The organism is Stenotrophomonas aracearum, from assembly GCF_031834615.1.
Classification (GTDB): Bacteria; Pseudomonadota; Gammaproteobacteria; order Xanthomonadales; family Xanthomonadaceae; genus Stenotrophomonas; species Stenotrophomonas aracearum.
The window spans coordinates 503884-529001 of sequence record NZ_CP115543.1 but is presented as its reverse complement, the minus strand read 5'-3'; the positions used below and the strand labels follow the sequence as shown (position 1 = coordinate 529001).

Genomic DNA, 25118 nt, shown 5'->3' with positions numbered 1-25118 from the left:
AGCCACTCCCCCTGTGCTCAACGCGAGTGTAACCGCCAGAAGCGCGAACTCACTGGCCCTTGATCAGCCCCAGAATCTCCCCCACCCTGCGTTCCAGCTCCCCCCGCTCGGCATCGGTAGGCTGCCGCCTCCGAACATGGGTTTCCATGTCCTCGCCAGTACAACCATCCATATCAAGGCAAAAATTCACCATCACCCTGCTGGTTGGCCCGCAGTCGTAACCCATGCGGCAAGCCGCCACCATCCATGACCAGCTGGCAAGGGCTCCGGACGTTAGCGCTTCGGTAGGATCGCCGGGGGTCACGGCGTCATCCCTCAGAAGCGTGATTCCAAAGTAGAAGACGGCCGCAGGATCACCAGAGGCAAGCACCTCTTCCAGAAGCCGCACAGTCTCAGCAGGGTCATAACGCGTCAGCTCCTGCGGGCGCATCAATGCGCGGGCTGCCAGGTCGCCACGCTTGGCGGCTTCGGTGTACCAGTGGTTGTATGGGCCCATATCCCACTGGCCGCCGCCATCCGCCGCGTCGCACGTTGCAATGCGTTCGCGCGTTGCCTGCTCCAGAAAGCGTATGTAGCTCTTATCACTGAGCCGGCGCTTCCTCGCGTCCAGAATGCTGATGAACGCGTCGCGACGCTGGTTGACGACCAAACAGTCGGAATAGATCTCGGCCAGCAATCGCTGGGCCACCCGGTCACCCGCTTCTGCGCGCTGCTTCAGGGCCTGGAACTCCTGCACCCGGTGTTCCTGTGCAAGCGACGCTTGAGGTCGCCGGGCGCCGGATGCAGCACTGGGCAACGCCTCGGCACGCGAGGCCTGCGCACGCGCATCGTCCGTTCCAAGCACCCCACTCTGCGCCGCAGGCACGTGACGCCACAGCACCAGGGCCACCAGCACAGCCAATACGCCCGCCCCCAGCCACACCCCTGCTCTCATCGCCACGATGCACGTCCCTTTTTGACCCAGTCACTCTACCCGCAACGAACAGACGCCATCGCGCTCGGTCTGCGGCGGGATGCACTGCTCCTTGAACAGGCGCGTGATCGCTTCGATCTGTTGATCCAGTGACTCAGACTCCGCTGGCGGCACATAGGAGGAGCGTGCGAGCTCTTCGTACGTATGGTCAGCGCATCTGCCGGAGAACAGGCACGCGTCCTCCATCACGGTGCTTCCAGGACCGCAGTCGAGCCTCATCCGGCAGGCGGTGATCTCCCATGCAACCGATGAGATGGGACCCTCCAGGTACTTGTCGTACTTCAACGTCTCGGTACGTGGATGCCCGCGCAGGATGAGCTGCCCCATGTTGAACGCAGCCTCCGGATCGTTCGAGGCAATGACCCGCTGGACAAGTCGGGTGGCGGCAGCCGGATCTGGGATGGGCTCGCCTCTGCCGATGAGCGCCATCTGCGCCAACAGGTCTCCTTGCCGGGCGGCCTCCCCGTACCACTTGTCGATCAACGGGAATACATTGCCACCGTCGACGGCCTGGCACTCTGCGACACGCCTCGCCACGATCTGCAGCGCTACCGCGACCGCGTCCGGCGGGGAAATGGACAACAGCACGGGCACATCGCCCTGCGCCACCTCATCTGCCGTGCGCCTGGCACTGAAGCAGGTTGCGTAGGTATCGGCCAGCTCCCGCTGGGCAGCGCGCTCGCCACGTTCGGCGCGAGACTTCAGGTCCTGGAAGGCCACCGCCTTCTTTTCCAAGGCAGAGGGTTCCAATGCAACAACTGGGAGCACCATGCGCGGCCCAGCAGGCGGGGACGGTGCCGGGTAGTCGTAGGCGGCCTCACCCGCGACATCCGGCAGCGGAGCAGGCGAGTACTTCCAGGCGACGAACCCTGCGATCGCAGCGACCGCCGTCACCCCTATCAGAACGGCCCTTCCTTTCGCCATGACTCAAGCTCCCTTTGAGTTCCGCAGCATGCGTGAGCGGTATCGGGCTGGCAATAGAGGGGCATGCGACCCCACGCCCAACAGACCGGATCCAGATTGCCTATAGTTCCCCCAACCGCCCCACCCGCCCCCGCCAAGACAAGGAACCGCAATGGCACACCCCTCCCAGGAAACCGCTGTTGCCATCCTGATCGACTGCGACAACGTGCCGCCGGACATCGTGGACTTCGCGCTGCGCATGGCCGCACAGGCCGGCCGGGTCACCGTGCGCAGGGGCTACGGCAACACCAACACGCTGGGCAAGAGCTGGGAACAGGCACTGGTCCGCCAGGCCTTCACCCCCTGCCTGCAGTTCCAGTACGCCTCCAAGAAGAACACCTCCGACATCGCCCTGGCACTGGACGCCCTGGAAACGCTGTTCGACAAGCGTGCCGACACCTTCTGCCTGGTAACCAGCGACAGCGACTTCGCCTACCTCTGCCGCAAGCTGCGCGAGCGCGGCGCCAACGTCTACATCGTGGGCGAAGCCAAAACCCCGGACGCCCTGCGCAACGCCTGCGACCGGTTCTTCGAATGGGTGCCCGAGGTAGACAACGACGCCAAGACCAAGGACGTGGACACCCCGGAAGCCAAGCCGGCGGCCGCCACTCCGAAGCCGGAAGCCAAGCCCGCCGCCAACGGCCCGCTACCCAAGCGCCGCCCTCGGTTCCTGGTGGAGGCCGTTGCGCTGCTGGCCTCGTCCACCCCGGACGGCAGGGTCACCCTGAACGCACTGGGCCAGTACCTCAAGCGTGCCGACCCGGCCTTCAGCCCCACCGTCTACGGCCATTCCGGGCTGCTGAGCATGGTGAAGACCTACGACCTGCTCACCCCGCATGAGGAAGAAAGTGGCCAGTGGTCGGTGAGCCTGGCGCCCAAGACCGAGGCCTGAACGACAAGGGCCGGGGACACCACCCCGGCCCTTTGCAACCTACGGCTGCTCGTCAGGCGCATCCATGCCCTCCGCATACTTGTACGAGTTGCTCACCACGGTGAGGTCGATGGACTTCGGTTCGTTCGCCAGCCACACGTAGCCCATCATCATCTTCCGCAGCAGGTACGAAGGCGTCTGGTTGGTTCGCCACGCCGCCGCCTGGAAGTGGTGGCGCAGGCTGTCAGCCACCTTCACCTTCATCACCACGCGCTTTTTCATCGCGGATCTCCGCTGAGAATCGGCTGGCGCGTGTCGGCCTCAACGACCGCGTGGTGGATCTGGCGCTGCAGGCTCCTGGGCACGCCGGGGTAAGGCAGGATGGGGCGGCCGATGATGGAGATGGTGATGACACCTTCTGCTGCGTCGATCTGGAGCTTGGAACCCACGTTGAAGCCCATCTGGCGAAGCCAGCGGCCCTGGAGCTTCATGAAGGGGATCTTGGCGTCTTCTGCGAAGTCTGGGGGTGGTGTGGGTGTTGAAGCTGCGCCGGCAGCGCTTGCGGGGCGCTTGGGGGTGGGTTGGGAAGGGAGTTCGTCGTACGGCGTGTCGTCCCAGTGGGTGTACATGTTGGACCTCCAGTAAGGATCGCCCTCGCCGGGATGGAGAGGGAGTCGGGAGGTTAGAAACCGTCTGGCTAGATGCGGCGGGCGTATTTCCTCAGGAGGTGTTGTATTAGCCACCCTCCCGACACAGGGACGTCCAACATAGTCTAGCCAGAAGAGTTTCTACGCTCCGGTGACGACCATGCACCACTCGCCAAGGAAGGAACATTCGTTTGTTTCTGTTGATTTCGGCGAATCGGTAGGCGTTGCCTACCGTTGTCGCAAGCGGCTCTATGTGGTCGCAGGTTATGGGATGGAGTGCACGTAATCTGCGCCCCCTTTGACGGAAAGAAGCAGTTGGAACGTATCGATAGTGATTGGCTGCGCGACTTCGATGCAGCGATGCTTGTCTTTTTTGCCATCAACCATAAAGAGGCCGGCATGGATGAAGGAGAACTTGGCTGGTATGCAGATCTTCCGCCGAAGGAAGCTGCACTGGCTTACGGCCGGGACATCGACTTGTGCCGAGTGGACACGTTCTGGAGCTAGCAGACATCTAACGGCCCGGCCGGCCGTGACATCTGAGTCACTACGTGCCGTCTGCGGAGTACTAGAAGAATCGATCTAGGGCTGCTGGCGCCGCACTTAACTTGTCGCATTCGGCCTGATAGGCTAGACCTATCACATGGAGAGTGCCATGACCAAGGCCGTCCTTACAGCTGCGGAAAACTCCGCCTACGAAGACTTAAAAGAACACTGGTATCACTTCCCGAATACCTATCTCAGACAAGTGATGGAGGCTAAAGGGGACCTTGTGGTGTTCTACGAACCGCGAAGAAGTACCGGCCTTGATCGTTCCGGATCCCAGTCCTATTTCGCGACTGCTCGAATAGTCAGGGTTCGGCCGGACCCCAACCGCGCCGATCACCATTTCGCCGACCTTGCCGGATACGTGGCGTTCGACGAGAAGGTGCCATTCAAGGTCAACGGACGCTACTGGGAAAGTCTTCTACAGAAGGATGATGGCTCAACCAACAGGGGCGCGTTCGGTCGATCCGTGCGCCTAATCCCGGACGAGGAGTTTTCAGCAATCATCACCGCTGGCCTCGGCCCCTCAATAGAGGAAGCCCGTGTCGAGGCTTACGAGGAAGGCTTCGATCCTTTGCCCCCGGCCCCACCCCTCACCGAGCGGCCAACGGCCACGACGACGCTCACGCGAAAGATTCGAGACGTGGCGTTTCGCAGGCACGTCAGAATCGTGTACGCGAATACTTGCGCCATCACCGGGCTCCGATTCTTGGATAAAAAGGGTCGTCCGGAGGTCCAGGGGGCGCACATCTTGCCCGTTGAGGAGAACGGACCGGACAGCGTCCGCAATGGCATCGCCATGACCGCGACGGTTCACTGGCTATTTGATCGAGGCCTGATTTCGATTGGCGACGACTACAGAGTTCTTCGCTCTGCGAAGCACCACGACGCCCTTGCGGCACTGCCCCTCCGCGAGGTGATGACTGTGCCTGAGAAGATCAGCGACAGACCCCACCCAACGTACCTTGACTGGCATAGAGTGAACCGATTCGGCAGCTCTTAGCGATCTGCTGCCACCAAAGACTCGGGCCGGCAGAGAGACTTCCCCGGATGGCTACACCCGACCCCGGCCCGCGTAGATGGCCAGGTCGCTGGGCGTGATGCTGGCCGAGGTCACCAATTCGTAGTGTTCCTCGGACACCACCCTGATTTCGTCATCTTGCAGCGCAAGTTCGAACATAGCGATCTTGTTCGGATTGATGAACTGCGCGGACACCGGCCGGCACACCAATCCTGGGAACTTCTCGCGACAGCACGCGATGTCCTGCTCAGTCTGCTGACGACCATGCTTGTCCTTTCCACCCTTGGCCTGGACGGGGACAACGTACTGGCAACCGTGTCGATCTAAGCCCACGTACAGCTCATCGATCTCGATCTGCCCAATGCCTTTCACGGTCGTTCGCAAATGGTTCTGCAGCGATGACGCGGTAATGCCTAAGAAAATGTCGACCAGGCGGTTGTAGCGAACCTTGGCCAGCAGGGCCTGCTCGTCGCCTAGCGCATGGGCCTGGATGATCTCCGGGGTAGCGTCGGGGATCTTTACGACAAGTTGATTTAGGCGCGGCACGATCTCGAGCGGCCGCTCCAGCCGGAACTCGTACTTCGCGCGGCCAGCACCGTAGATGCCCCACTCCAAACCCTCGGGAGCGGTGGCCTGGATGGATGCCGGCAGGCTAGAGCGATACTTGAAAGAATAGATGGCATCCCCGAGGTTCTTCGGCAAAGCAACCCCGCGCTCAACAGCGGCCTCGAGGAACTGCTCTCGCTCGAACGGCACAGATGTCGCACCCGGCTTATAGTTCTTCCGAAAGACCTCTCCAACGATCTCGGAGTACCGGTTCAGCTTCGCTTCCTTCTCGGGCTTTCCCATCTAGGCGTCCTTTACACTCAATTGCACCAGCAGTTCTAAGGCGACGTAGCTCGACCAGAGAGCGATCTCACCAGCTTCCGCGCCAGCCGTGCGGGGTACTTTAGCTCACACTCCCACACTTCGGTCACGTGCCAGCCGAGATCCCTCAGCGCCTTGCACTTCCGACGGTCTCTCTGTCGATTGGCCTCTATCTTAGGTCCCCAGTAGTCCAACCGCGATTTGGGCATCTTCTCCCGCTTGCAGCTGTGACCGTGCCAAAAGCAGCCATGGACAAAGATAACCGTCCTCCGCCCCGGCAGCACGATGTCCGGAGTGCCAGGCAAGTCGCGACGATGCAGCCGAAATCGGTAGCCCAGCCTGTGGAGCAGGGACCGCACCGCAACCTCCGGCTTGGTGTTGGCTGACCGCACCTGTGCCATCAGCCAACTGCGGCGCTCGGGGGTCAGTCGGTCCATACCAGAGCTCCGGTTCTCAGCGCCTGAGACTGACTGCCTTCAGGATAGGCGCCCCGGAACAGGGGCTTTCCGACCCAGGTCCGCCCCCTTTTCCGATCGACATACAGCCTAGTCCCATCTATAATTGCAGCCATGACCAGACCCATCGGAATCGACCTCTTCGCCGGCGCAGGCGGCCTTAGCCTCGGGTTCGAGCAAGCAGGCTTCGACGTCGTGGCCGCCGTGGAGATTGACCCTGTCCACGCAGCCGTGCACGCCTTCAACTTCCCGAACTGTGCGGTGATCCCCCGCTCTGTCACCGACTTGAGCGGCGACCAGATTCGTGAGGCTGCCGGAGTGGGCTCTAGCAAGATCGACGTCGTGTTCGGTGGCGCTCCCTGCCAGGGCTTCTCCCTGATGGGGCAGCGTGCCATCGACGATCCGCGTAATTCCCTGGTTAAGGATTTCGTGCGCATTGTTCGTGAGCTCGACGCAAGCTACTTTGTCTTCGAGAACGTTAAGGGGTTGACGCTCGGCAAGCATCGCAAGTTCTTGGAAGAGCTTATTGAAGAGTTCGAGGCGGCGGGTTATGACGTCGTCAAGGACTGGAAGGTGCTGAACGCCTATTCTTATGGCGTACCCCAGGACCGCCAGCGCTTGTTCCTGATGGGCGCCAAGCGCGGCCTAACCGTGCCGAAGTATCCCGCCCCCCTTACTGCCAAGCCCGGCTCCAAGGATGCAACGCTTCCGTACGGACCGACTTGCAAGGATGCCCTGGACGATTTGCCCGATGCTGAGCGCTTCTCAGACCTGAACGTGATCGACGAGGTCCGGGTGAAAAAGTTCGGCAAGGCTAGTGCGTATGCCGAGTTGATGCGGTGCGAGACGGCCGACGGCTGGGCCTTCGGCTACAAGCGCGAATGGGATCCCTTGCTGATGACTTCCAGCATGCGGTCCAACCACAGCGACATTTCTCGTGGACGTTTCGCTGAAACGACTCCAGGCGACGTTGAGCCCATCTCGCGCTTCCTGAAGCTGCCGCCTAAGGGCGTGAGCAATACGCTGAGAGCAGGCACTGATTCGGCCAGAGGGGCCTTCACTAGCCCTCGCCCCATCCACTACAAGTGGGACAGGTGCGTAACCGTCCGAGAGATGGCGCGCCTGCATGGCTTCCCAGATTGGTTCCGGTTCAATGAAACCAAGTGGCATGGCGCCCGCCAAATTGGAAATTCGGTACCACCACCGCTCGCGCGCGCTGTGGCGAAGCAGGTCAAAGAAGCGATTGGGATCGAAGTAAAGCGTCCGTCGAAGAGAGTTAAGCTTGGCGATGCCGCACTACTTAGGCTGAGCCTGGCTCAGGCGGCGAAGCTTTGGGGCATCGCCAGTCCCATTGGACAACGAGATAGAAAGAGTGGGGCTAAGAAGTCAAAGCAAGCAGGCGGTGACCCAAGACAACTGGCAATGGCGGTTTCTCGGTAACCGCGTGATCGACAGTTCGGTGGGCATGCAGCAACGCGCCTCGCCCCCACGTACTTCGAGTCGCCCCGCCCGCGACAGGGCGACTCAAAAGCTTCCGCTTCGAGCCCCCAATGCTGACTCAACATGTCAGCGGGGACTCGTGCATGGGGTACGATCAAGAGTGGTAATTGAGCCTGCCCCACTGTATCGAACGCTAAGAATCGATACTTTATCGGACTTGGAAATTTACGATGCAGCACTCCCTCGCCCTTACGTTTCTAGACCTTCTCAATTATTTCGACGAAGACCTTATAGCTCATCAGGCGAATCGCTGTTAGCGATGGCCGCATGGCTACCTTACTGAAGAACGGAACGTCAAGTTGACCATTCTTCCTGTTCCTCGCCCGCATTACACCAAACACCACGGTGAATTTTGATGGATCAGGCGCAGCAGACTTTGATGGAAGAAGTTCCGAGAATCCTTTCTTTTTGTACTTTGTCTCTCTCTTCTTTGCCTCTTTGATGAACTTCTCCCGAAATATGCCGTCTGTCATCATCAACGTGCAAGACACCTGACCTTGGCTCCAGAGGTGGCTCATTGAACTGGATGCGGCGGCGTCCTTAAGATGAATCAAATGCTTCTTCGTCGACAAGAAGTCACAGGGCTCAATATTTGCCTGTGTTGTACCCGCTGGATCAATCTTCGTCTGATCCATGTTGAGAAGATCCGAGCGCGAGTTAAGTTCTTCAATGTACTGCCGCTCATTCCTTGCTGTGGTCGGCTTGAAGATCGCCTTCGGAATGAGAAATGAATTGAATTCATCCTCCACAGACTTCGCGTGCTTTGCATCAACCTGGTACCAAGAACCCCCAAACAGGACGTATCTCAGCCCAGCGCGTGAAACCTCGAAGTTGATCGACCTGAAAACCCTCTCGCTGCGAGGAATGCCAGTTGCCTGATCTTCCATGACTATCCTATGACTAGCACGCATTTCATCCATTGCCAGCCTCCCGCCTAGCAAGGATGCTTTAATCTCCGAGACATAGTCATATATGTCGATCTCATCGAAGACCTTCTTCTTTCCCGGCCTCATTCCAGCGCCCGCATATGTGACCGCCTCTGCCACGAGTGGGTCCGATATGTCCGGTGTTGAGAGGCTAGCATCTGTCGGATGACCAGACGCAATCTGCACCAACTCATCAAACAGATCTCGTTCAAGCGCGGCCAGAACGACGGAGTCCTTGACTGGGTCAATGTAATCAACCCAGGGATACTTGCTCTTGTACGTGCGCTTCTTATAGATCTCAATTGCCTGAATCGCCTTATCCTTGAAGAATCCCGCAGAGGGCATTGCACGCATTGAGATAGCATCGCGGCCAGTAACGGCACGTGCAAAAGATGCGTCGCTTGATGCACCAGAGAGGAGGGTTAAGAGATCCTGGTTCACATCGAGGCCGAAGTCATTCACGGATGTCGAGCGACTAGCCTGCATTCTTGTCTTCAAAGTAGATGCATCAAGGCTTGCCACATCCATGTTTCGCAGCTTGTTACTCTCGATGAGGTTAAGAGCGACGCGGAGCCCGAATCGGGGCTCAAACAGGTCATCTTCAAGCCGATGGTGCGCAGTACCAAACGTGTACGCAACAACGTACTTTTTGGCCTTGTACTGAACTTCCATTACGTACGCGGCGCCACAGCTCATTGTATGCAGATCAGGGATTTTCGAGAGGCTTTCGCTCCTCAACACCGATAGCCAATCTGGAACACCCTCCTTCTTCTGGGAAATCAGGACAAAGCCGCGATCCGCCTTGTATGGCTTCATGTCGTCGAATGAATCGACCACCGTCTTCAGCGACACCCCAGACTTACAAAGCCGCAAGCTCAGTTGAATGCTAGCCATCTTGTCTCTCCCTGACTCGAAGTATGTTTTGCCGAACAACCTGCTAAGTGCAGAAGAACGCGCTCTACTTGACACAAGCCTTCTAGCATCTTGAACGAGGGAGTAAGGGCACAAGTTTCCACGCGCCTACTTGAACGATCCCTATGATCAGGGGCAGCAGTCAACCAAGAATAATTACTCCTTCAATTCAGATCTCAGCTCATGCGTACAACTCAAACCTAGCCGGGGCGTCGGCACTACTGTTTAGCAAACGCTTAGGAATCGGCGCCCGCATTCCGAATGTAGCGAAAAGTCGTCCAAGTCGGGTATAGCTTAATGATATGCGCGGAAGCTCTAGTAATCCTTCACCGGGATTCCTCTCGGTACTGTTGGACTTTGGGCGAGACTTACATGCCTTGCTTGGTACTTCAAGAGATGCTGCCTCTCCACACTCCAGTGGTCGCTTTTTGGACAACAGAGTGCGACTCGAACTCAGACTGCCCTGGTAAATGGACGACCTCTCGGCATGAATTTTGACTAGCTCTAGTCCACGAGGGCACCACAACTTAGATCTAGGCGACCCCGAGCATCTTCCTTATGCTGATTGCCCTTTCATCGCTACTCGAACTCGCGAGCCCTTGAATTTCGCTAAGGGTATCCCTCTCCAAGGTTCTGAGCTCGAAGAAGTCAACGGTGGCCGCGCCCTTCGCCGACTCTCTTAATATTGTATACCTCGCAAATGTATTGTCGTCCAATAGGACCAAAGTGACCGCAATATGCTGGCTGTACAAGTCGACATTTGGATGAATGATCGTGTACCTGGACGAGTCCGCAACATCGTCATCAGAATCAAAAGCCAGCGATCCGATAACAAAATCAACCTTGTCCCTCTTAATTAGCATGTTGCATCTCTTGCACGCCACGCTTAAATTAACTGGCATAATTGCACGAGACCTATATCTCGCCTTCGGAAGGATATGCTCGATATCGACCGCAAGCGCGTGATCCTCCGCGAACCACTTTCTACAGTAACAGCACCTGTCGTTCTGAATGGCACGATGCAGCCGCCTAATTTTTGATCGCACCGGAAGTAGATCAGCAGAGCTCCAATCAAGAACACCATTGGCCCAGGCGGAATCAATCAGTTGGAGCTCTAACGAAGTGAAGTTCAGCTCATAACACCTCACAATCTGCCCCCGTTCCGCTGAACAACCTGCCAAACAGTATTAAGCGCATCCCTCTGTCGATCGTCTACGCCAGACTTATCAATTGCCTGAAGCTTACTCGCCACATCGGCCTTGGAAATTCGACCAGCCTCAAATTTGTCCATCAGTTCGACAAGAGTTGAACTCAGATACGTATTTCTCGGCGTGTACGAGTGGAAAACCTCCGCCAGGACTTCCTCGAGGCTGGACATTTCCAGCTCAACTCGCTCCTCGAATGTATCCGAGAGAACCAATACTCTCTTCGACATCGTCGTATTTAGGGTGGAGAGAACCAGTATTGGTGAATGAGTTGCTATAACCACCCTGATGTCTGAGTAGCCAATTGCCGCAGCGATCAGATCAATGTAGTCTCGCTGCCACCTGGGATGCAGGCTGTTTTCTGGCTCGTCGATTAGCAGCAGATCAGCGCCATTAACTTTTGATGAGATGAAGAGTAAGGACGCGATCAGCGACAGTTCGCCCGAGCTAGCTTGCTGGAGAGGTATCTCACGGCCTGACTTTCTGAGAGAGATGGAAATGCTCTCTATAAGTCCCACCTTAACAAGAAGACGCTCCATCGCCACTATATTGATCAGTGAACGCTCAGCTGAGAACTCGTAATGGCTGCCTGCGAAATTCACCCATTGCGTTTCGCCGAAGTCTCCCGCCCTGAGCAAGTGAATGAGCGACCGAGCGTCCTCTCGCTTACGCCAGTCTGACAGCTCTTGGGAAATGAGAGTACTGACATCTGACTCGTACAGCCTATCTCTATCGAACCTTACACGCACGCCTATGACAGGGTCGAAATTGCAGTATTCAAGCAGACGGGACAAGGTGCGGAGCTGAAGTTCGTCACGACTTTGAATTTCTATGATCGCGTTTTTGAGAACAGCCTCAGGCTTGGACCCCCGTCGGTTGGGCGCATAGTGAGACGACCCCATCTTAAGCCCGACGAACTTGTCGTGAACCGAGCAAGCTAGAGCAACCACCCTGCTTCCATGGTTAAGACCGTCAAGTGCAACACTTCGCAGCAGCTGACTTTTCCCACTACCGTTTTCCCCAGCCACCACAGTGAGCGAATCTTGAGGTCGCCAGTTGAATTGCTGTAGCCGACCGAAGCTAGTTGCGATTACGTCCATGTCCCCCCCCTCGTTAAGGAAAGGGGCGGCTTACGCCGCCCCTCTATTTACTTTACAACTCCTCTTTCAAACCCCGACAGGATTAGCCTTCTCAGGATCAATCTTGTACTGCTTGATAGCCCGGGCGACATCCTTACCGGTCATCTTCCCGTCCTTCGCCAGCGCCGCAATCGCAGCATGCGCGATGTAGTACCGGTCGACCTCGAAGAAGCGACGCAGGTTCGCACGGGTGTCCGAACGACCGAAGCCATCGGTACCCAGCACGGTGAACGTAGCCGGCACGAACGCGCGGATCTGGTCCGCATACGCACGCACGTAGTCGGTGGCGGCAATCACCGGGCCCTGGCGGTCTTCCAGCAGCTCGGTCACGTACGCCTTGCGCTGGGTGTCTTCCGGGTGCAGGCGGTTCCAACGTTCGGCGTCGAAACCATCGCGGCGCAGTTCGTTGTAGCTCGGGCAGCTCCAGATGTCGGCGGTAACGCCGAAGTCCTTCTCCAGCAGCGCGGCCGCTTCAATGGCTTCGCGCAGGATGGTGCCCGAACCCATCAGCTGCACGCGCAGCTCGCCCTTCTTCGGCTTGCCGGCATCGGTGAGCAGGTACATGCCCTTGATGATGCCTTCGGCCGCGCCTTCCGGCATTTCCGGGTGGGTGTAATTTTCGTTCATCAGAGTGATGTAGTAGTACTCATCAATCTGGTCTTCCATCATGGCCTTGGTGCCGTGCTGCATGATCACCGTGACTTCGAAACCGAAGGTCGGGTCGTAGCTGCGCACGTTCGGAATACCACCGGCAGCCAGATGGCTGTGGCCATCTTCGTGCTGCAGGCCTTCACCGTTCAGCGTGGTGCGGCCGGCGGTGCCGCCGAGCAGGAAGCCGCGGGTACGCATGTCGGCGGCCTGCCAGGCAATGTCGCCCACGCGCTGGAAGCCGAACATGCTGTAGTAGATGTAGAACGGCAGCATCGGCACGTTGGAGACCGAGTAGCTGGTACCGGCAGCCATCCAGGAGCTGATGGCGCCCGGCTCGCTGATGCCCTGCTGCAGCACCTGGCCGCTCTGGTCTTCGCGGTAGAACATGAGCTGGTCGGCGTCGACCGGCTTGTACTTCTGGCCGAACGGCGCGTAGATGCCGATCTGGCGGAACAGGCCTTCCATGCCGAAGGTACGGGCTTCGTCGGCCACGATCGGCACGATGTGCGGGCCCAGTTCCTTGTCGCGCAGGGTGATGTTCAGGCTCTGCACGAAGGCCATGGTGGTGGAGTAGCTGCGCTCGCCGCTGCTCTTGAGCAGCCGCTCGTAGGCTTCCAGCTTCGGTGCGTTGAAGCTCTTGGTGGCCTTGCGGCGGCGCTGCGGCAGGTAGCCGCCCAGTGCGGCGCGACGCTCCTGCAGGTACTTCACTTCCGGCGAGTCCGGGCCCGGGTGGTAGAACGGCACCTGGCCGTCCTTGAGCTGCTCGTCGGTCACCGGAATGTTGAAGCGGTCGCGGAAGTGGCGCACCGCTTCGTCGTCCAGCTTCTTGGTCTGGTGGGTCGGGTTGAGCGCTTCACCGGCGCTGCCCATGCCGTAGCCCTTGACCGTCTTGGCCAGGATCACGGTGGGCATGCCCTTGGTGTTCACGGCTTCGTGGTAGGCGGCATACACCTTGTGCGGGTCGTGGCCGCCACGGTTGAGGCGCCAGATGTCGTCGTCGGAAAGACCGGCCACCATGGCGGCGGTTTCCGGGTACTTGCCGAAGAAATGCTCGCGCGTGTACGCGCCGCCGAAGGCCTTGCAGTTCTGGTATTCGCCGTCGACGGTTTCCATCATCAGCTTGCGCAGCACACCGTTGGTGTCCTTGGCCAGCAGGGCATCCCAGTAACCGCCCCACAGCAGCTTGATGACATTCCAGCCGCCGCCACGGAACACGCCTTCCAGTTCCTGGATGATCTTGCCGTTGCCGCGCACCGGACCGTCCAGGCGCTGCAGGTTGCAGTTCACCACGAAGATCAGGTTGTCCAGGCCTTCACGGCCGGCCAGCGCGATGGCGCCGAGGGTTTCCGGCTCGTCGGACTCGCCGTCGCCGATGAAGCACCACACCTTGCGGTCGGACTTCTCGATCAGGCCACGGTTTTCCAGGTAACGCAGGAACTGCGCCTGGTAGATGGCGGCGAGCGGGCCCAGGCCCATGGAGACGGTGGGGGTCTGCCAGTAGTCCGGCATCAGCCACGGGTGCGGGTAGCTGGAAAGGCCACCGCCGTCGACTTCCATGCGGAACTTGTCCAGCTGCTGCTCGTCGATGCGGCCTTCCAGGAAGGAACGCGCATAGATGCCCGGGGCGCTGTGGCCCTGGATGAAGAGCAGGTCGCCGGGGTGGTTGTCGCTGGGGGCGCGCCAGAAGTGGTTGAAGCCCACGTCGTACAGGGTGGCGCCCGAGGCGAAGCTGGCGATGTGGCCGCCCAGGTCGCCCGGCTTGCGGTTGGCGCGCACCACGGTGGCCATGGCGTTCCAGCGGATGATGGAACGAATGCGCCATTCCAGTTCGGCGTTGCCCGGGCTCTTGGCCTCCAGGGTCGGCGCGATGGTGTTCACGTACTCGGTGGTGGGAGAGAACGGCAGGTAAGCACCCGAACGACGGGTCAGTTCCACCATGCCTTCCAACAGCTGATGCGCGCGCTCAGGGCCCTCGACATCAATAACGGCCTTCAGCGACTCGATCCATTCCTGGGTTTCCACAGGATTCGGGTCGTTGTTCAGCACCTCGTTCAACCAGTTCATTAGCGCTCCCATTACCGCACGCACGCGCGCGACTGTTTTAGATTTCTAGCCGCAAAGTGTAGCGCACCAATGGGTTTGCTTACTTCGCTACGGGTGCGTATGGAGGTGCTGGCGTTGTGTCTTCGGGACAAGGTGCGACAGCGGGACGCGGGGTTTCATGGGGTTTTGAGGGCGGAACGGCGGGTGTTGCGTGGGACAGATGGGACAGGAAGGCGTGGAGCGTTCCATGTGGGGGATGGAGCGTCACGGTGATGGGGGCCGTTTGCGGGGCGGGTCTTTTCGATATATCGTTAGCGCACTTGATTCGATATATCGAAATGACTGCTTCGCGCCCTGCCACCTCCCGCCCGCTCAGCCGCGGCGACCTGCGCCTGCTGGTGCTTTCGCTGCTGGCGGCGCAGCCGCGCCATGGCTATGAGCTGATCAAGGGCATCAGCGAGATGTTCGTGCAGGTGTATACGCCCAGCGCGGGGTCGATCTACCCGGTGCTGGCGCAGTTCGAGGCGGCCGGCTGGGTGAGCGTGCTGGAGGAGGCCGGGCGCAAGCGCTACCAGCTCACTGCGCTGGGCCAGGCCGAGCTGGCGGCGCAGCGTGAGGAGGTGGAGGCGGCGCTGCACCGGGTGCGGCACAGCGCGCGCGCGATCGCCAAGGCGAATCTGCCGCCGGTGGTGCGCGATGCGATGCGCGAGCTGAAACAGGCGCTGGGCGTGCACCACGCGCGGTGGCAGGACGACAACGCCGCTGTTGTGGCCCAGGCATTGAGTGAGGCCGCTGCGCGGATCCGCGCGCAGGGCCGTTGACCCCTACTTCGACCCCGCCCGCGTTTGCCAGCCAGGTCTTCCCCCCTACGCCGCTGCGGCGGCTTTAAAACAGGTATTCCCCCATGGCTCTGCATGAAAGCAAGTTGGTGCGCCACACCGTGAAGTTCCGCCCGCTGCAGGTGCTGCGCACCGAGGAGATCAGCCCGTGCATGTGCCGGGTGGTGATCGGTGGCGAGGCGCTGGAGGGCTTCGATTCGCCCTCGCCCGATGACCACGTGAAGCTGTTCTTCCCGAACGCGGAAGGCCAGTTCGTGGTGCCGACGATGACCCCGGAAGGCCCGCGCTACCCGGAGGGCCAGGTGCCCTCGCCCGCCCGCGACTACACGCCGCGCTGGTGGGACCTGGAAAGCAACGAGCTGGCGATCGACTTCGTGATGCACGGTGATGGCGTGGCCTCGCGCTGGGCGGCCAATGCGCAGCCGGGCGATGCGATTGCGGTGGGTGGGCCGCGTGGCTCGCATATCACCGCCGATGATTTCGACACCTACGTGCTGTTTGGGGATGAGACGGCGCTGCCGGCGATTGGCCGCTGGCTGGAGACGCTGCCGGAGCAGGCGCGGGCGGAGGTGTATATCGAGATTCCGGAGGCGGAGGATCGGCAGGAGCTGCCGGTGGACGGGCGGATTTCGGTGTCCTGGCTGGAGCGGAACGGGTTCGATGCGGCTACCAGCACGCTGCTGGAGGATGTGTTGACCGATTTCGAGGAGCCGGAGGGCGACACGTTCTATTGGATCGCCACCGAGTCGCGCCGGGCGCGGATGATGCGCAAGTACATCGAGGGGCACCTGGCGGTGCCGAAGGATTGGATCCGCTCCAAGGGGTATTGGAAGGCGCATCCGGAGCATGAGGGGGATTGAGGTCGGGGCCGTGCGACAATCCCGCTTTTCCCCGACTTCCCTACGATGCAACCTGCCTCTCTCCCGGCCCTGGCCGACCTGATCGCGCGCCTGGAGCGCGCCGATCCCGCGCTGGACGCCACCCTGGCCACCGCCGCCCCGCAGGCGACGGCGCCGATGCGCGAGGCGGTGTTGCCGCTGGCCAAGGCGCAGCTGGCGCTGGTGCAGGCCAATGCGGATATCACCCTGGTGGCCGACGAGCTGCGCCGGTACCAGAAGTACGCGCTGCCGGGTAAGCCGAGCCTGCAGATCGTGCAGCTGCGCAAGCAGCAGGCGACGGTGAAGCAGGCGGCGTTGATTGCGCGGCAGAATTTCACCCAGGCCACGCACACGTTCCTGCGTGAGAGCGCGTTGGTGGCACCGGCGCGCCGGTTGCCGACGGATTTCGCGAGTGGGTGGTTGGCGAAGATCGCGGCGGTTTGATCCGCACCGCATGATCCAAACAAAAATCCCGCCTTTCGGCGGGATTTTTGCGTTTCACATCAAACCAATTACGCGGCCGGCTTTTCGCCGGTGGCTTCGGTGGTGATGCGGATGTTCACTTCGTCGCTGACGTTCGGGGCGTACGCGCCGACGCCGAAATCGCTGCGCTTGAGGGTGGTGGTGGCGTCGAAACCAGCGGCCGGAACCTTGGCCATCGGGTGCTCGCCGCCGGCGTTGACGGTCACATCCAGGGTCACCGGCTTGGTGATGTCCTTGATGGTCAGGTCGCCGGTGACGGTCAGCTTGTTGGTGCCGGCGGCTTCAACCTTGGTGCTCTTGAAGGTGGCAGCCGGGAACTTGGCGGCGTCGAAGAAGTCGGCGCTGCGCAGGTGTTCGTCGAACTTGGCGGTGAAGCTGTTCAGGCCGCTCAGCGGCAGCTTCACTTCCAGGGTGCTCTTGGTCACGTCGGCCGAGTCGTACACCAGGGTGCCTTCAACGTTGCCGAAGTGCGCGGTCGGGTGCGAGAAGCCGAAGTGGCTCCACTGGGCCAGCACGTCGGTGTGGCTCGGGTCGAGCTTGTAGGTGCCCGAGGCGATCTGGATGGCTTCGGCAGCCGGGGCGGCGGCCGGGGCGGCAGCGGCGTCGGCCGGTGCGGTGGCGGCAGCAGCCGGGGTGGCGTCCGCAGCGGGGGCAGCGGTTTCTTCAGCCGGCTTGGAGCAGGCGGCGATGGCCAGGGTCAGGGCCAGCGGCAGGAGCAGGAGCAGTTTGCGGGTAACGGTCATGGCAGATCTCTCTCGCATTCGTAGGGAAAAGGAAAAGTGATGCAACAGCCCGTCCGCACGGACGGGCCAGTCCGGCGGAAACGCTTATTCGATGCGGGCAGCTTCGTCGAAGGCCAGGCGAGGCAGCCGCGGGAACAGGCCCGAAGAATCACCGTAACCCAGATTGACCAGGAAATTCGACTTGATGGTGGTGCCCTTGAAGAAGGCCTCGTCCACCTTGGCCGGGTCGAAGCCGCTCATCGGGCCGGCGTCCAGGCCCAGCGCGCGGGCGGCCAGGATCAGGTAGGCGCCCTGCAGGCTGCCATTGCGGAACGCGGACTCGCGACGGCCTTCACGCGGGCCTTCGAACCAGGCCTTGGCGTCGGTGTGCGGGAACAGGTACGGCAGCTTTTCGTGGAAGTCTTCGTCGAAACCGATGATGACGGTGACCGGGGCGGCCAGGGTCTTGTCATGGTTGCCTTCGGACAGCGCCGGGGCCAGCTTGGCCTTGGCTTCGGCCGACTTCACGAACACGAAACGCGCCGGGCTCGAGTTGGCGGCCGTGGGGCCCCACTTCACCAGTTCGTACAGGGCCTTGAGCTGGCTGTCTTCAACCGGCTTGTCGAGGAAGGCATTCTGGGTACGGGCGGTACGGAACAACTGGTCGAGCGCAGCATCGTTGAGCACGTTGGACATGAAGCCTCCGGAAACACGGATGAAGAAGGAATCCCGCTGGCCGTGCGCTACCTTTTGCAGAGCGCTGCGCGGTCGGCGAAGGCTGGCAGTGTAGAGTGTCGCGACTGTTGCAACACCCAGCTTGGCTGAAACGAATTAATGCCACACGTGAAACGATGGAGTCCGCCCTGGACGATCACTGACGGCCGTGCCGGCAATGTGCGGCAGGCGGTGGCGCTGGCCACGGCACTGAAGCTGGGGGCCCACCGGCCGCTGGTGCTGGAGCCGCGCGCGCCGTGGAAATGGGTGGCGCCGCGCTGGTTGCCGGGGATGGCCGGTGGCTATGGCGAGGCATTTGCAACATTGGCTGCGCAACCGCCGGAGCTGGCGGTGGGCTGTGGCCGGCAGGCGGCCGGAGCGCTGCGCGAACTGCGCCGGCGGGGCAGCAAGGTGGTGCAGATCCTGGACCCGCGCCTGGGCACGCGCCATTGGGACCTGTTGGTGGTGCCCGAACACGACCGCCTGCGCGGCAGCAACGTGCTGACCCTGCTGGGCAGTCTTAACCCGGTGGATGACGACTGGCTTTCGCTGGGGCGTGCGGCGTTCGCCAGCTTCGGCGAGCTGCAGGGGCCGCGTACGGCGTTGCTGGTGGGTGGGCCGACCCCGCATGCGCCGTGGCATGAGCCGGACATGGTGAAGGTGTTCCAGCAGGTGGCTGCGCAGTTGCGTGCGGAAGGTGGCAGTTTGCTGGCGACTACCTCGCGGCGTACGCCGCCGGCGTTGGTGGGGGCGCTGCGCAGTGCGTTCGCCGATGTGCCCGGAGTGATCTGGGGCGACGGCGGCGACGGGGTGAACCCGTACGCGGGGCTGCTGGGCTGGGCGGACCGGGTGGTGGTGTCGCCGGATTCGGTGAACCTGCTGTCTGAAGCCTGCGGCACGCGGTTGCCGGTGGCGGTGGCGCTGGAAAAGCAAGCGCAGGGGCGGATGGTGACGTTCCAGCAGGCGCTGCATGCGCGCGGGCGGTTGCAGTCGCGGTGGTTGGATTGGGCTACGCCCGGGGCGATTGAACCGCTGCGTGAGACCACGCGGGTGGCGGCGCAGGTGAAGGCGGCATTGGGTATCCCGGCTTAACGGCGCGCGTGGATTGGGTACCTTCGGTGGTGGGTTGCCGTTATGTTCGGGGCTCACCAGGGAAGGAGCGTGCGTATGCGTAGTGCTGTGTTGATCTTGATGGCCGTGGTCTTGGCTGGATGCTCGAGCATGCCGACCGGGCAGGACGCGGTGTCGTGGAGCTGCCACAAGGAGCTGACCGCATACCGCAACCAGCCGCCGCGTACGGACCAGCAGAAGAAGGAACACTGGCCGCCGGAGAACGAGCCCGCACCCGTGAGTGATGCCTGCGCGCGCGAGCTGAGCCGATAACGGCGGGCCCTGCAAACATCCGGTCGATCGGACCACACCGGTAGTGCCGACCGCTGGTCGGCAAAATGCCAGACGAAGCTATGATGCGTCAGCGGCACGCGCCGCAGGAGAACCCCACGCATGGATGTGCCCCGCCCCGCTTCACCCCGCCTGTCCGCCGCGCTGCTGTTCACCGCGTTGTTGCTGGCCGCCCCCGCCGCCCACGCCCAGTCCCAACACGAATGCGTGGAGCGCCACCCTACCCCGGCCTCCCTGGCGGCCATGTTCGACGTCGCGCTTCGCGCCGATGAGGCGCTGGAAGCGCTCGACGACGTAGACGTGGTGATCCTCGCGCGCGGCGGGCAGGACCTCAGCAAGTACGGCCTGCGCCACAGCCACCTGGCCTTCGCGGTGCGCGAAGACGATGGCAGCTGGCGCACGGTGCACCTGCTCAACCACTGCAAGTCGCCACAGTCCACGCTGTTCCGCGAAGGGTTGAGCAACTTCATCGGCGAAACCGGGTCGCATACCGACCTGCGTGTGGGCGTGCCCACGCCTGCAGTGCGCGCGGCGTTGAAGACCATGCTCACTGCGCCGGGCATCCAGGCCAAGGCGCTGCACGAGCCGCGCTACAGCGTGGTGGCCTACCCGTTCAGCGACGAGTACCAGAACTCCAACCAGTGGGTGCTGGAGGTGCTGGCTGCTGCGATTGCGCAGTCGCGCGACGGCACGCTGCTGGTGCGCCGTGCGCAGGTGCAGACGTGGTTGAAGGAACAGATGTACGAACCGAGCTCGCTGCACATCGGCGTGGGCAAGCGGCTGGGTGCGCGCTTCTTTGCGGCCAATGCCGCCACCACCGACCATCCCGCAAGTGAGCGGATTTCCGGGAATTATTCGGTAGTGACGGTGGAATCGGTGTTCGACTTCCTGCAGAAGCGTAAGGTGCTGGCGCAGGAACTGAGCGTGGCGCATGTGCCGGTGGCAGGGATGTCGGCACCTAAGCCGCAGTGACTTTTCGCGGCACCGGCACAGCGCCGGTGCTGCCTATCCAGAAGGAGTTGGCATGAAGCGTTTTTCGATCCTGGCAGCGGCGTTGACGATGGTCATGGCCAGTTCGCCGGTGGCCGCGCAGGACTCCACCGAGCAATCGGTGAGCTACGGCATGGTGGGCTCGGTGCTGAGCGTGGCGGTGATCACCGCGCCGATCTGGCTGACGGTGGCCGGCTTCGAGGGCTCGGCCAAGGGCTCCGAGCGGCGCAACAAGGGCAAGCACGAAGGCGGCGGCAAGGCGGGCACCAAGGCCGGGCCACTGCCGCCGCTGACGGTGGAGAAGGTGGAACAGCAGCCCGACGGCGGCTGCAAGGTCTCGCTGCAGAACCCGGAGGCCCCCAATGACCTGGCCGTGGTGCAGTGGCCGGCGCCTGCGGACACGGCCGCGCCAGCGGTGAAACAGGGCGACGTGCTGGCTTTCACGCCCACCGAGACCGGCTCCGGCTGGATGGTGGCCGACGCCAAGGGCGCGGCGCTGGCGTTCATGCCGACCACCGATGCGGCGGCGAGCAACCTGAGTGAACGCTGGTGACTGAACGGCTGCGGGGTGGCTGCGGCCGCCCCGAGCCGGGATAATCCGCCGCTTCCCTGTCTACCCCACTGGTTCGCCATGACCGCGCGCCCTGCAATCGTGTTCGCCCCGTTGACCGCCCGCTCGCTGCTGCTGGCGGTGCTGGCCATGGGCGCGGTGGTGCTGGGGTCGAACGTGCTGGTGCAGTACCCGATCAACGACTGGCTGACCTGGGGCGCCTTCAGCTACCCGGTGGCGTTCCTGGTGAGCAACCTGATCAACCGCCGGTTTGGGCCGGCTGCGGCGCGGCGGGTGGCGTGGGCGGGGTTTGCGCTGGCGGTGGTGCTGAGTTTCTGGATCGCCACGCCGCGCATTGCGGTGGCGTCGTGCCTGGCGTTCATTGCCGCGCAGCTGCTGGATATCACCGTGTTCGACCGGCTGCGCCGTGGGCATTGGTGGCGGGCGCCGATGGTGGCGACGACGTGTAGTGCGACGTTGGATACGACCATTTTCTGGAGCATCGCGTTTGCCGGGTCCAGTCTGCCGTGGGTGAGTTGGGCCGCGGGCGATCTGGCGGTGAAGCTGGCGATCGGCGTGTTCCTGCTGGCGCCGTTCCGCGCGTTGTTGTGGAAGATGGCGCCGCGGGTGGCGTGACGGAATCGCCCATGGCCGATTCGCCGGTTCTGGGCACCCGGAAAATCTGGAATTCCGGAAATTATCGGTAGGGTCGCACCCCAGTCGACCGCACGGACGTTGTCCACGTTCGGGAAGGCATGACCTGCGAACAGAGGCGCGGTTCCGATTCTGGGTTCATGCGTTACAGAACCCGGCACCGTTATCGGCGGTCGTTTGGGAACCGACCCTACCAATGCGTGCGTCGGCATGTCATTGCATCGGTTCCGCCCAATGCATGCGTCGGCATGTCATTGCGTCGGTGCCATCCCGTGCATACACCGGCGCGTCATTGCGCCGGTGCTGGTCCGAACGGCAATTCCGCTGCTTCGCACGCGGCTGTAATCACCCGCTGCGCTTCTTCCAACGCCGGCGTGGGGACCGCCAACCTCGGCCTTCGATCCAGCGTGCAGGCCAAACCTACATCCAGCAGCGCGGCATGCGCTTCATGCAAGGCCTCGCTTGTGCCGCCGGGCAACCAGGCTATCGCTGCCAGCGCGTCGATCAGGCTGGGCGTGTCGCGCGGTTCCAGCACCTGCGGGTTGCTGCCGGCGCTGTCGAGCACGCCGGTCTGCAGCAGGAATTCAAGATCGACAATGCCGCCTGCGCCCTGCTTCAGGTCCCAGCGCGCGGCGTCGCTGCGGTCCAGTTCGGTGCGCATGCGGCCGCGCATCTTCACCACGTCTGCGTACAGCACGTCGCGCTCGCGCGGACGCGCCAACGTGGTGGCGCGGATCTGTTCGAAGTCGCTGAGCAGGCTGGCGTCGCCGGCGATGCCGCGTGCGCGTACCAGTGCCTGATGTTCCCAGGTCCAGGCGCGCTCGCGCTGGTATTCGGTGTAGCTGGCCAGCGAAGACACCAGCGAGCCCTTGCCGCCGTCCGGGCGCAGACGCACGTCGATGTCGTACAGGCGACCGGCAGCGGTGACGGCGCCGAGCAGTGCCATCACCTTCTGCGCCAGCCGCGCGTACCAGCGACCGGGGTCGAGCGGGCGCGCGCCGTTGCTGCTGTCCTGGTCGGCCGGGTGGTCGTGCAGGAACACGAGGTCGAGGTCGGAACCAAAGCCCAGTTCGAGACCACCCAAACTGCCGTAGCCGATGATGGCGAACCGCCCGCCCGGTACTTCGCCATGCGCGCGGCGCATGTCAGCGTCGGCCATGGCCAATGCGGTGACCACCACCCCCTGCGCAAGCTGGGCCAGTTCGCGGGTGCTGTCCACGGCGCGCTGGCGGCCGTCCAGCGCGGCCAAAGCCATGCGGAAGCTGAGTGCGAGGCGAGTTTCGTTGAGGATGCGCAGGGCAGCTTCGGGATCGTCCACCGCCAGCGCGGCATCGCACTCGGCCTGCATGGTCTCGGCGTCGGGCATCGGGCCGGAGACGCGGACGTCGAGCAGTTCGTCCAGCAGCAGCGGGTAGGCGGCGATGCGCTCGGCCAGCAGCGCGCTGCGGGCGAGCACGTCGACCAGCCGGGCCAGCGCGCTGGGCTGTTCGTCGAGCAGGGCGAGGTAACTGGTGCGGCGCAGGACTGCTTGCAGCAGGCCGAGTACGCGCTTGAGCGCGGCGTCGGGCTGCGGGGAGCGGGTGGCGGCGTGCAGCAGCGCGGGCAGCACGCGGTCCAGCCGCGCGCGGGCGCCGTCGGAGAGCGACTTCACGCCGAGCGACTGGGCGAAGTCGCGCAGGGACTGGTCGGCGCCGGCGGGGTCGTGAAAGCCGGCTTCGGCGAGCACCTCGGCGCTGCCGCCGTCGGGCAGGCCGCGCCAGTAGTTGGCCAGTGCGTCCGGCGCGGCCTGGCCGGCGCGCGGGGCGAGCAGTGCGCCGAACTCGGTGCTGACGCGGTCGCGCTGTACGTCGAGCGCAGCGACCAATGCGTCCCAGTCGGCGTAGCCGAGGCCACAGGCGATGCGCAGGCGGTCGGTGGGGTCGGTGGGCAGCGCGTGGGTCTGGGCATCGCGCAGCATCTGCAGGCGGTTTTCCAGCCGGCGCAGGAAGCCGTAGGCGTGCAACAGATCCTCGCCGTCCTGCGGGGCCATCTGGCCGCAGGCCACCAGTGCGGGCAATGCGTGCAGCAGGCGGCGCTCGCGCAGGCTGGCTTCGCGGCCGCCGCGGATGAGCTGCAGGGCCTGGGAAAGGAATTCGATTTCGCGGATGCCGCCGGGGCCGCGCTTGATGTCGTCGAACATGTCGCGGCGCGAGACTTCGGCGGTGATGGCCGCTTTCATTTCGCGCAGGCCGTCGAGTGCGGTGAAGTCGAGGTAGCGGCGGTACACGAACGGGCGCAGGGTCTGCAGCCAGGCTTCGCCGGCGGCGATGTCGCCGGCCACGGCGCGCGCCTTGAGCCACGCGTAGCGTTCCCAGTCGCGGCCTTCGCGCTGGAAGTACTGGTCCATGCCGGCGAACGAGAGCGCAACGCGGCCGGCGCTGCCGAACGGGCGCAGGCGCAGGTCGACGCGGTGGCTGAAGCCGTCCACGGTGGTTTCGTCGAGCAGGCGGGCCAGGCGCTGGCCGAGGCGGGCGAAGTATTCCTCGGCGGCGAGCGGGCGCGGGCCGTCGGATTCGCCGCCTTGGGGGTAGGCGTAGACCAGGTCGACGTCGGAGCTGAAGTTGAGTTCGCCCCCGCCGAGCTTGCCGAGGCCGAACACCACCAGCTGCTGGGCGCTGCCGTCGGCGGCGCGGACCACGCCATGGCGGGTGGCGAATTCCTGCTCGAGCGCGGCCAGGGCCAGAGCGAGGCATTCCTCGGCCAGGCGGGTGGCGCCGGCCAAGGTGGCGGGGACGTCGTCCAAGCCGGCCAGGTCGCGCCAGATCAGGCGCGTTGAGCAGGCGGTGCGGTAACGGCGCAGGCGCACCGGCCAGTCAGCGGGTTGCTGGGGATCCAGTTCCGGGAGCGGCAGCGGCGGGCAGTCGTTTTGGGTCAGATGCGACAGAAGTGCCGGTTGCCGGCACAGGGTGTCGATGGCGAAGTCGCTGGTGATGGCCAGCAGCCGGAGCTGGGCCAGCACGGGTTCCGGTGGCGGCCAGGAACCTGAGTCGTTCAGGCTGAGCGCAAGGCGGGCGAGCGCGCGGTCGACCAGGGGGACGAGGGCGGCGGGGACGGCATCGGCGGGGATCGGCATGCAGGGATTATGCATGGGGCCGTGGACGTGTCGGACGGTGACCCGTTCCGTGGGAC

Annotated in this window: 25 protein-coding genes; 12 read left to right on the top strand and 13 right to left on the bottom strand. The window is 62.7% G+C overall.

Going from position 1 to position 25118, the window contains the following annotated elements; translation table 11 throughout:
* Positions 1 to 49: 49 nt before the first annotated feature.
* Positions 50 to 940, bottom strand: a complete 891-nt coding sequence (locus PDM28_RS02360) for a hypothetical protein (RefSeq protein WP_311183686.1) — start codon at positions 938 to 940, stop codon at positions 50 to 52.
* Positions 941 to 964: 24 nt separating this feature from the next.
* On the bottom strand, positions 965 to 1897 hold the full coding sequence (locus PDM28_RS02355; RefSeq protein WP_311183684.1) for an SEL1-like repeat protein: 933 nt from the start codon (positions 1895 to 1897) through the stop codon (positions 965 to 967).
* A 151-nt stretch (positions 1898 to 2048) separates the two neighbouring features.
* Here PDM28_RS02355 and PDM28_RS02350 point away from each other — a divergent pair, with 151 nt between their 5' ends.
* Positions 2049 to 2828 (top strand): NYN domain-containing protein, encoded by a 780-nt coding sequence (locus tag PDM28_RS02350; protein ID WP_311183682.1) that lies wholly within the window; start codon positions 2049 to 2051, stop codon positions 2826 to 2828.
* A 39-nt stretch (positions 2829 to 2867) separates the two neighbouring features.
* Here the strand turns inward: PDM28_RS02350 and PDM28_RS02345 are convergent, their stop codons facing one another.
* Together PDM28_RS02345 and PDM28_RS02340 are read right to left on the bottom strand one after the other, a co-directional pair.
* A complete protein-coding gene (locus PDM28_RS02345; protein WP_311183681.1) occupies positions 2868 to 3089 on the bottom strand; it encodes a hypothetical protein in 222 nt (73 codons plus the stop codon).
* Entirely contained in the window at positions 3086 to 3436 is a 351-nt protein-coding gene (locus PDM28_RS02340) for a SymE family type I addiction module toxin (protein ID WP_311183679.1), read from the bottom strand. The genes PDM28_RS02345 and PDM28_RS02340 overlap by 4 nt, the downstream gene beginning before the upstream one ends.
* A gap of 333 nt (positions 3437 to 3769) precedes the next feature.
* On the opposite strand from PDM28_RS02340, the gene PDM28_RS02335 reads away from it, so the two are divergent.
* Together PDM28_RS02335 and PDM28_RS02330 are read left to right on the top strand one after the other, a co-directional pair.
* A complete protein-coding gene (locus PDM28_RS02335) occupies positions 3770 to 3961 on the top strand; it encodes a hypothetical protein (RefSeq protein WP_311183678.1) in 192 nt (63 codons plus the stop codon).
* Between the two features lie 148 nt (positions 3962 to 4109).
* Positions 4110 to 5003, top strand: coding sequence for an HNH endonuclease (locus tag PDM28_RS02330; RefSeq protein WP_311183677.1), 894 nt, complete (start codon positions 4110 to 4112; stop codon positions 5001 to 5003).
* A 51-nt stretch (positions 5004 to 5054) separates the two neighbouring features.
* Here the strand turns inward: PDM28_RS02330 and PDM28_RS02325 are convergent, their stop codons facing one another.
* Positions 5055 to 5870, bottom strand: coding sequence for an endonuclease (locus tag PDM28_RS02325; RefSeq protein WP_311183676.1), 816 nt, complete (start codon positions 5868 to 5870; stop codon positions 5055 to 5057).
* Positions 5871 to 5905: 35 nt separating this feature from the next.
* Positions 5906 to 6325, bottom strand: a complete 420-nt coding sequence (locus PDM28_RS02320; protein ID WP_311183674.1) for a very short patch repair endonuclease — start codon at positions 6323 to 6325, stop codon at positions 5906 to 5908.
* Positions 6326 to 6457: 132 nt separating this feature from the next.
* Here PDM28_RS02320 and PDM28_RS02315 point away from each other — a divergent pair, with 132 nt between their 5' ends.
* A complete protein-coding gene (locus tag PDM28_RS02315) occupies positions 6458 to 7783 on the top strand; it encodes a DNA cytosine methyltransferase (RefSeq protein ID WP_311183669.1) in 1326 nt (441 codons plus the stop codon).
* Positions 7784 to 8040: 257 nt separating this feature from the next.
* Here the strand turns inward: PDM28_RS02315 and PDM28_RS02310 are convergent, their stop codons facing one another.
* From PDM28_RS02310 to aceE, 4 genes are all read right to left on the bottom strand, one after another.
* Positions 8041 to 9663, bottom strand: a complete 1623-nt coding sequence (locus tag PDM28_RS02310; RefSeq protein ID WP_311183668.1) for a DUF6119 family protein — start codon at positions 9661 to 9663, stop codon at positions 8041 to 8043.
* Between the two features lie 551 nt (positions 9664 to 10214).
* Positions 10215 to 10544, bottom strand: a complete 330-nt coding sequence (locus PDM28_RS02305) for a hypothetical protein (protein ID WP_311183666.1) — start codon at positions 10542 to 10544, stop codon at positions 10215 to 10217.
* Between the two features lie 281 nt (positions 10545 to 10825).
* The gene (locus PDM28_RS02300) at positions 10826 to 11986 is read right to left on the bottom strand and encodes an AAA family ATPase (protein ID WP_311183664.1); all 1161 of its coding nucleotides are present in this window, start codon (positions 11984 to 11986) and stop codon (positions 10826 to 10828) included.
* 66 nt (positions 11987 to 12052) lie between these two features.
* Complete coding sequence (gene aceE / locus PDM28_RS02295; protein WP_102946599.1) at positions 12053 to 14740, bottom strand: pyruvate dehydrogenase (acetyl-transferring), homodimeric type; 2688 nt, start codon at positions 14738 to 14740, stop codon at positions 12053 to 12055.
* A 317-nt stretch (positions 14741 to 15057) separates the two neighbouring features.
* Here aceE and PDM28_RS02290 point away from each other — a divergent pair, with 317 nt between their 5' ends.
* The 3 genes from PDM28_RS02290 (at position 15058) to PDM28_RS02280 (ending at position 16880) form a co-directional block, all read left to right on the top strand.
* Entirely contained in the window at positions 15058 to 15540 is a 483-nt protein-coding gene (locus PDM28_RS02290) for a PadR family transcriptional regulator (RefSeq protein WP_311183662.1), read from the top strand.
* A gap of 83 nt (positions 15541 to 15623) precedes the next feature.
* The gene (locus PDM28_RS02285) at positions 15624 to 16418 is read left to right on the top strand and encodes a siderophore-interacting protein (protein WP_311183660.1); all 795 of its coding nucleotides are present in this window, start codon (positions 15624 to 15626) and stop codon (positions 16416 to 16418) included.
* A gap of 45 nt (positions 16419 to 16463) precedes the next feature.
* The gene (locus tag PDM28_RS02280) at positions 16464 to 16880 is read left to right on the top strand and encodes a hypothetical protein (protein WP_311183658.1); all 417 of its coding nucleotides are present in this window, start codon (positions 16464 to 16466) and stop codon (positions 16878 to 16880) included.
* A gap of 68 nt (positions 16881 to 16948) precedes the next feature.
* Here PDM28_RS02280 and PDM28_RS02275 read toward each other — a convergent pair whose 3' ends face one another.
* Both PDM28_RS02275 and PDM28_RS02270 read right to left on the bottom strand, forming a co-directional pair.
* The gene (locus PDM28_RS02275) at positions 16949 to 17662 is read right to left on the bottom strand and encodes a YceI family protein (RefSeq protein WP_311183657.1); all 714 of its coding nucleotides are present in this window, start codon (positions 17660 to 17662) and stop codon (positions 16949 to 16951) included.
* 84 nt (positions 17663 to 17746) lie between these two features.
* Positions 17747 to 18337: a malonic semialdehyde reductase gene (locus PDM28_RS02270; protein ID WP_102946604.1), complete on the bottom strand. Its 591-nt coding sequence runs from the start codon at positions 18335 to 18337 to the stop codon at positions 17747 to 17749.
* A gap of 138 nt (positions 18338 to 18475) precedes the next feature.
* Between PDM28_RS02270 and PDM28_RS02265 the strand changes: the two genes are divergently transcribed.
* The 5 genes from PDM28_RS02265 (at position 18476) to PDM28_RS02245 (ending at position 21932) form a co-directional block, all read left to right on the top strand.
* Positions 18476 to 19447 carry a mitochondrial fission ELM1 family protein gene (locus PDM28_RS02265; protein ID WP_311183655.1) on the top strand — a complete coding sequence of 324 codons (972 nt, stop codon included), beginning with the start codon at positions 18476 to 18478 and terminating at the stop codon, positions 19445 to 19447.
* A 129-nt stretch (positions 19448 to 19576) separates the two neighbouring features.
* On the top strand, positions 19577 to 19738 hold the full coding sequence (locus PDM28_RS02260; protein WP_311183654.1) for a hypothetical protein: 162 nt from the start codon (positions 19577 to 19579) through the stop codon (positions 19736 to 19738).
* A 120-nt stretch (positions 19739 to 19858) separates the two neighbouring features.
* The gene (locus PDM28_RS02255; RefSeq protein WP_311183652.1) at positions 19859 to 20728 is read left to right on the top strand and encodes a DUF2145 domain-containing protein; all 870 of its coding nucleotides are present in this window, start codon (positions 19859 to 19861) and stop codon (positions 20726 to 20728) included.
* Positions 20729 to 20780: 52 nt separating this feature from the next.
* Complete coding sequence (locus PDM28_RS02250; RefSeq protein ID WP_311183650.1) at positions 20781 to 21299, top strand: hypothetical protein; 519 nt, start codon at positions 20781 to 20783, stop codon at positions 21297 to 21299.
* A gap of 78 nt (positions 21300 to 21377) precedes the next feature.
* Positions 21378 to 21932: a queuosine precursor transporter gene (locus tag PDM28_RS02245; RefSeq protein WP_070209397.1), complete on the top strand. Its 555-nt coding sequence runs from the start codon at positions 21378 to 21380 to the stop codon at positions 21930 to 21932.
* Positions 21933 to 22239: 307 nt separating this feature from the next.
* Here the strand turns inward: PDM28_RS02245 and glnE are convergent, their stop codons facing one another.
* Positions 22240 to 25062 carry a bifunctional [glutamate--ammonia ligase]-adenylyl-L-tyrosine phosphorylase/[glutamate--ammonia-ligase] adenylyltransferase gene (gene glnE / locus PDM28_RS02240; RefSeq protein ID WP_311183649.1) on the bottom strand — a complete coding sequence of 941 codons (2823 nt, stop codon included), beginning with the start codon at positions 25060 to 25062 and terminating at the stop codon, positions 22240 to 22242.
* Between the last annotated feature and the right edge of the window lie 56 nt (positions 25063 to 25118).

Bases quoted from the DNA above. Each gene is read 5' to 3' on its own strand.
- PDM28_RS02355 (WP_311183684.1), bottom strand. From the start codon at position 1,897: ATGGCGAAAGGAAGGGCCGTTCTGATAGGGGTGACGGCGGTCGCTGCG.
- PDM28_RS02350 (WP_311183682.1), top strand. From the start codon at position 2,049: ATGGCACACCCCTCCCAGGAAACCGCTGTTGCCATCCTGATCGACTGC.
- PDM28_RS02345 (WP_311183681.1), bottom strand. From the start codon at position 3,089: ATGAAAAAGCGCGTGGTGATGAAGGTGAAGGTGGCTGACAGCCTGCGC.
- PDM28_RS02340 (WP_311183679.1), bottom strand. From the start codon at position 3,436: ATGTACACCCACTGGGACGACACGCCGTACGACGAACTCCCTTCCCAA.
- PDM28_RS02330 (WP_311183677.1), top strand. From the start codon at position 4,110: ATGACCAAGGCCGTCCTTACAGCTGCGGAAAACTCCGCCTACGAAGAC.
- PDM28_RS02325 (WP_311183676.1), bottom strand. From the start codon at position 5,870: ATGGGAAAGCCCGAGAAGGAAGCGAAGCTGAACCGGTACTCCGAGATC.
- PDM28_RS02320 (WP_311183674.1), bottom strand. From the start codon at position 6,325: ATGGACCGACTGACCCCCGAGCGCCGCAGTTGGCTGATGGCACAGGTG.
- PDM28_RS02315 (WP_311183669.1), top strand. From the start codon at position 6,458: ATGACCAGACCCATCGGAATCGACCTCTTCGCCGGCGCAGGCGGCCTT.
- PDM28_RS02310 (WP_311183668.1), bottom strand. From the start codon at position 9,663: ATGGCTAGCATTCAACTGAGCTTGCGGCTTTGTAAGTCTGGGGTGTCG.
- PDM28_RS02305 (WP_311183666.1), bottom strand. From the start codon at position 10,544: ATGCTAATTAAGAGGGACAAGGTTGATTTTGTTATCGGATCGCTGGCT.
- PDM28_RS02300 (WP_311183664.1), bottom strand. From the start codon at position 11,986: ATGGACGTAATCGCAACTAGCTTCGGTCGGCTACAGCAATTCAACTGG.
- aceE (WP_102946599.1), bottom strand. From the start codon at position 14,740: ATGAACTGGTTGAACGAGGTGCTGAACAACGACCCGAATCCTGTGGAA.
- PDM28_RS02290 (WP_311183662.1), top strand. From the start codon at position 15,058: ATGACTGCTTCGCGCCCTGCCACCTCCCGCCCGCTCAGCCGCGGCGAC.
- PDM28_RS02285 (WP_311183660.1), top strand. From the start codon at position 15,624: ATGGCTCTGCATGAAAGCAAGTTGGTGCGCCACACCGTGAAGTTCCGC.
- PDM28_RS02280 (WP_311183658.1), top strand. From the start codon at position 16,464: ATGCAACCTGCCTCTCTCCCGGCCCTGGCCGACCTGATCGCGCGCCTG.
- PDM28_RS02275 (WP_311183657.1), bottom strand. From the start codon at position 17,662: ATGACCGTTACCCGCAAACTGCTCCTGCTCCTGCCGCTGGCCCTGACC.
- PDM28_RS02270 (WP_102946604.1), bottom strand. From the start codon at position 18,337: ATGTCCAACGTGCTCAACGATGCTGCGCTCGACCAGTTGTTCCGTACC.
- PDM28_RS02265 (WP_311183655.1), top strand. From the start codon at position 18,476: ATGCCACACGTGAAACGATGGAGTCCGCCCTGGACGATCACTGACGGC.
- PDM28_RS02260 (WP_311183654.1), top strand. From the start codon at position 19,577: ATGCCGACCGGGCAGGACGCGGTGTCGTGGAGCTGCCACAAGGAGCTG.
- PDM28_RS02255 (WP_311183652.1), top strand. From the start codon at position 19,859: ATGGATGTGCCCCGCCCCGCTTCACCCCGCCTGTCCGCCGCGCTGCTG.
- PDM28_RS02250 (WP_311183650.1), top strand. From the start codon at position 20,781: ATGAAGCGTTTTTCGATCCTGGCAGCGGCGTTGACGATGGTCATGGCC.
- PDM28_RS02245 (WP_070209397.1), top strand. From the start codon at position 21,378: ATGACCGCGCGCCCTGCAATCGTGTTCGCCCCGTTGACCGCCCGCTCG.
- glnE (WP_311183649.1), bottom strand. From the start codon at position 25,062: ATGCCGATCCCCGCCGATGCCGTCCCCGCCGCCCTCGTCCCCCTGGTC.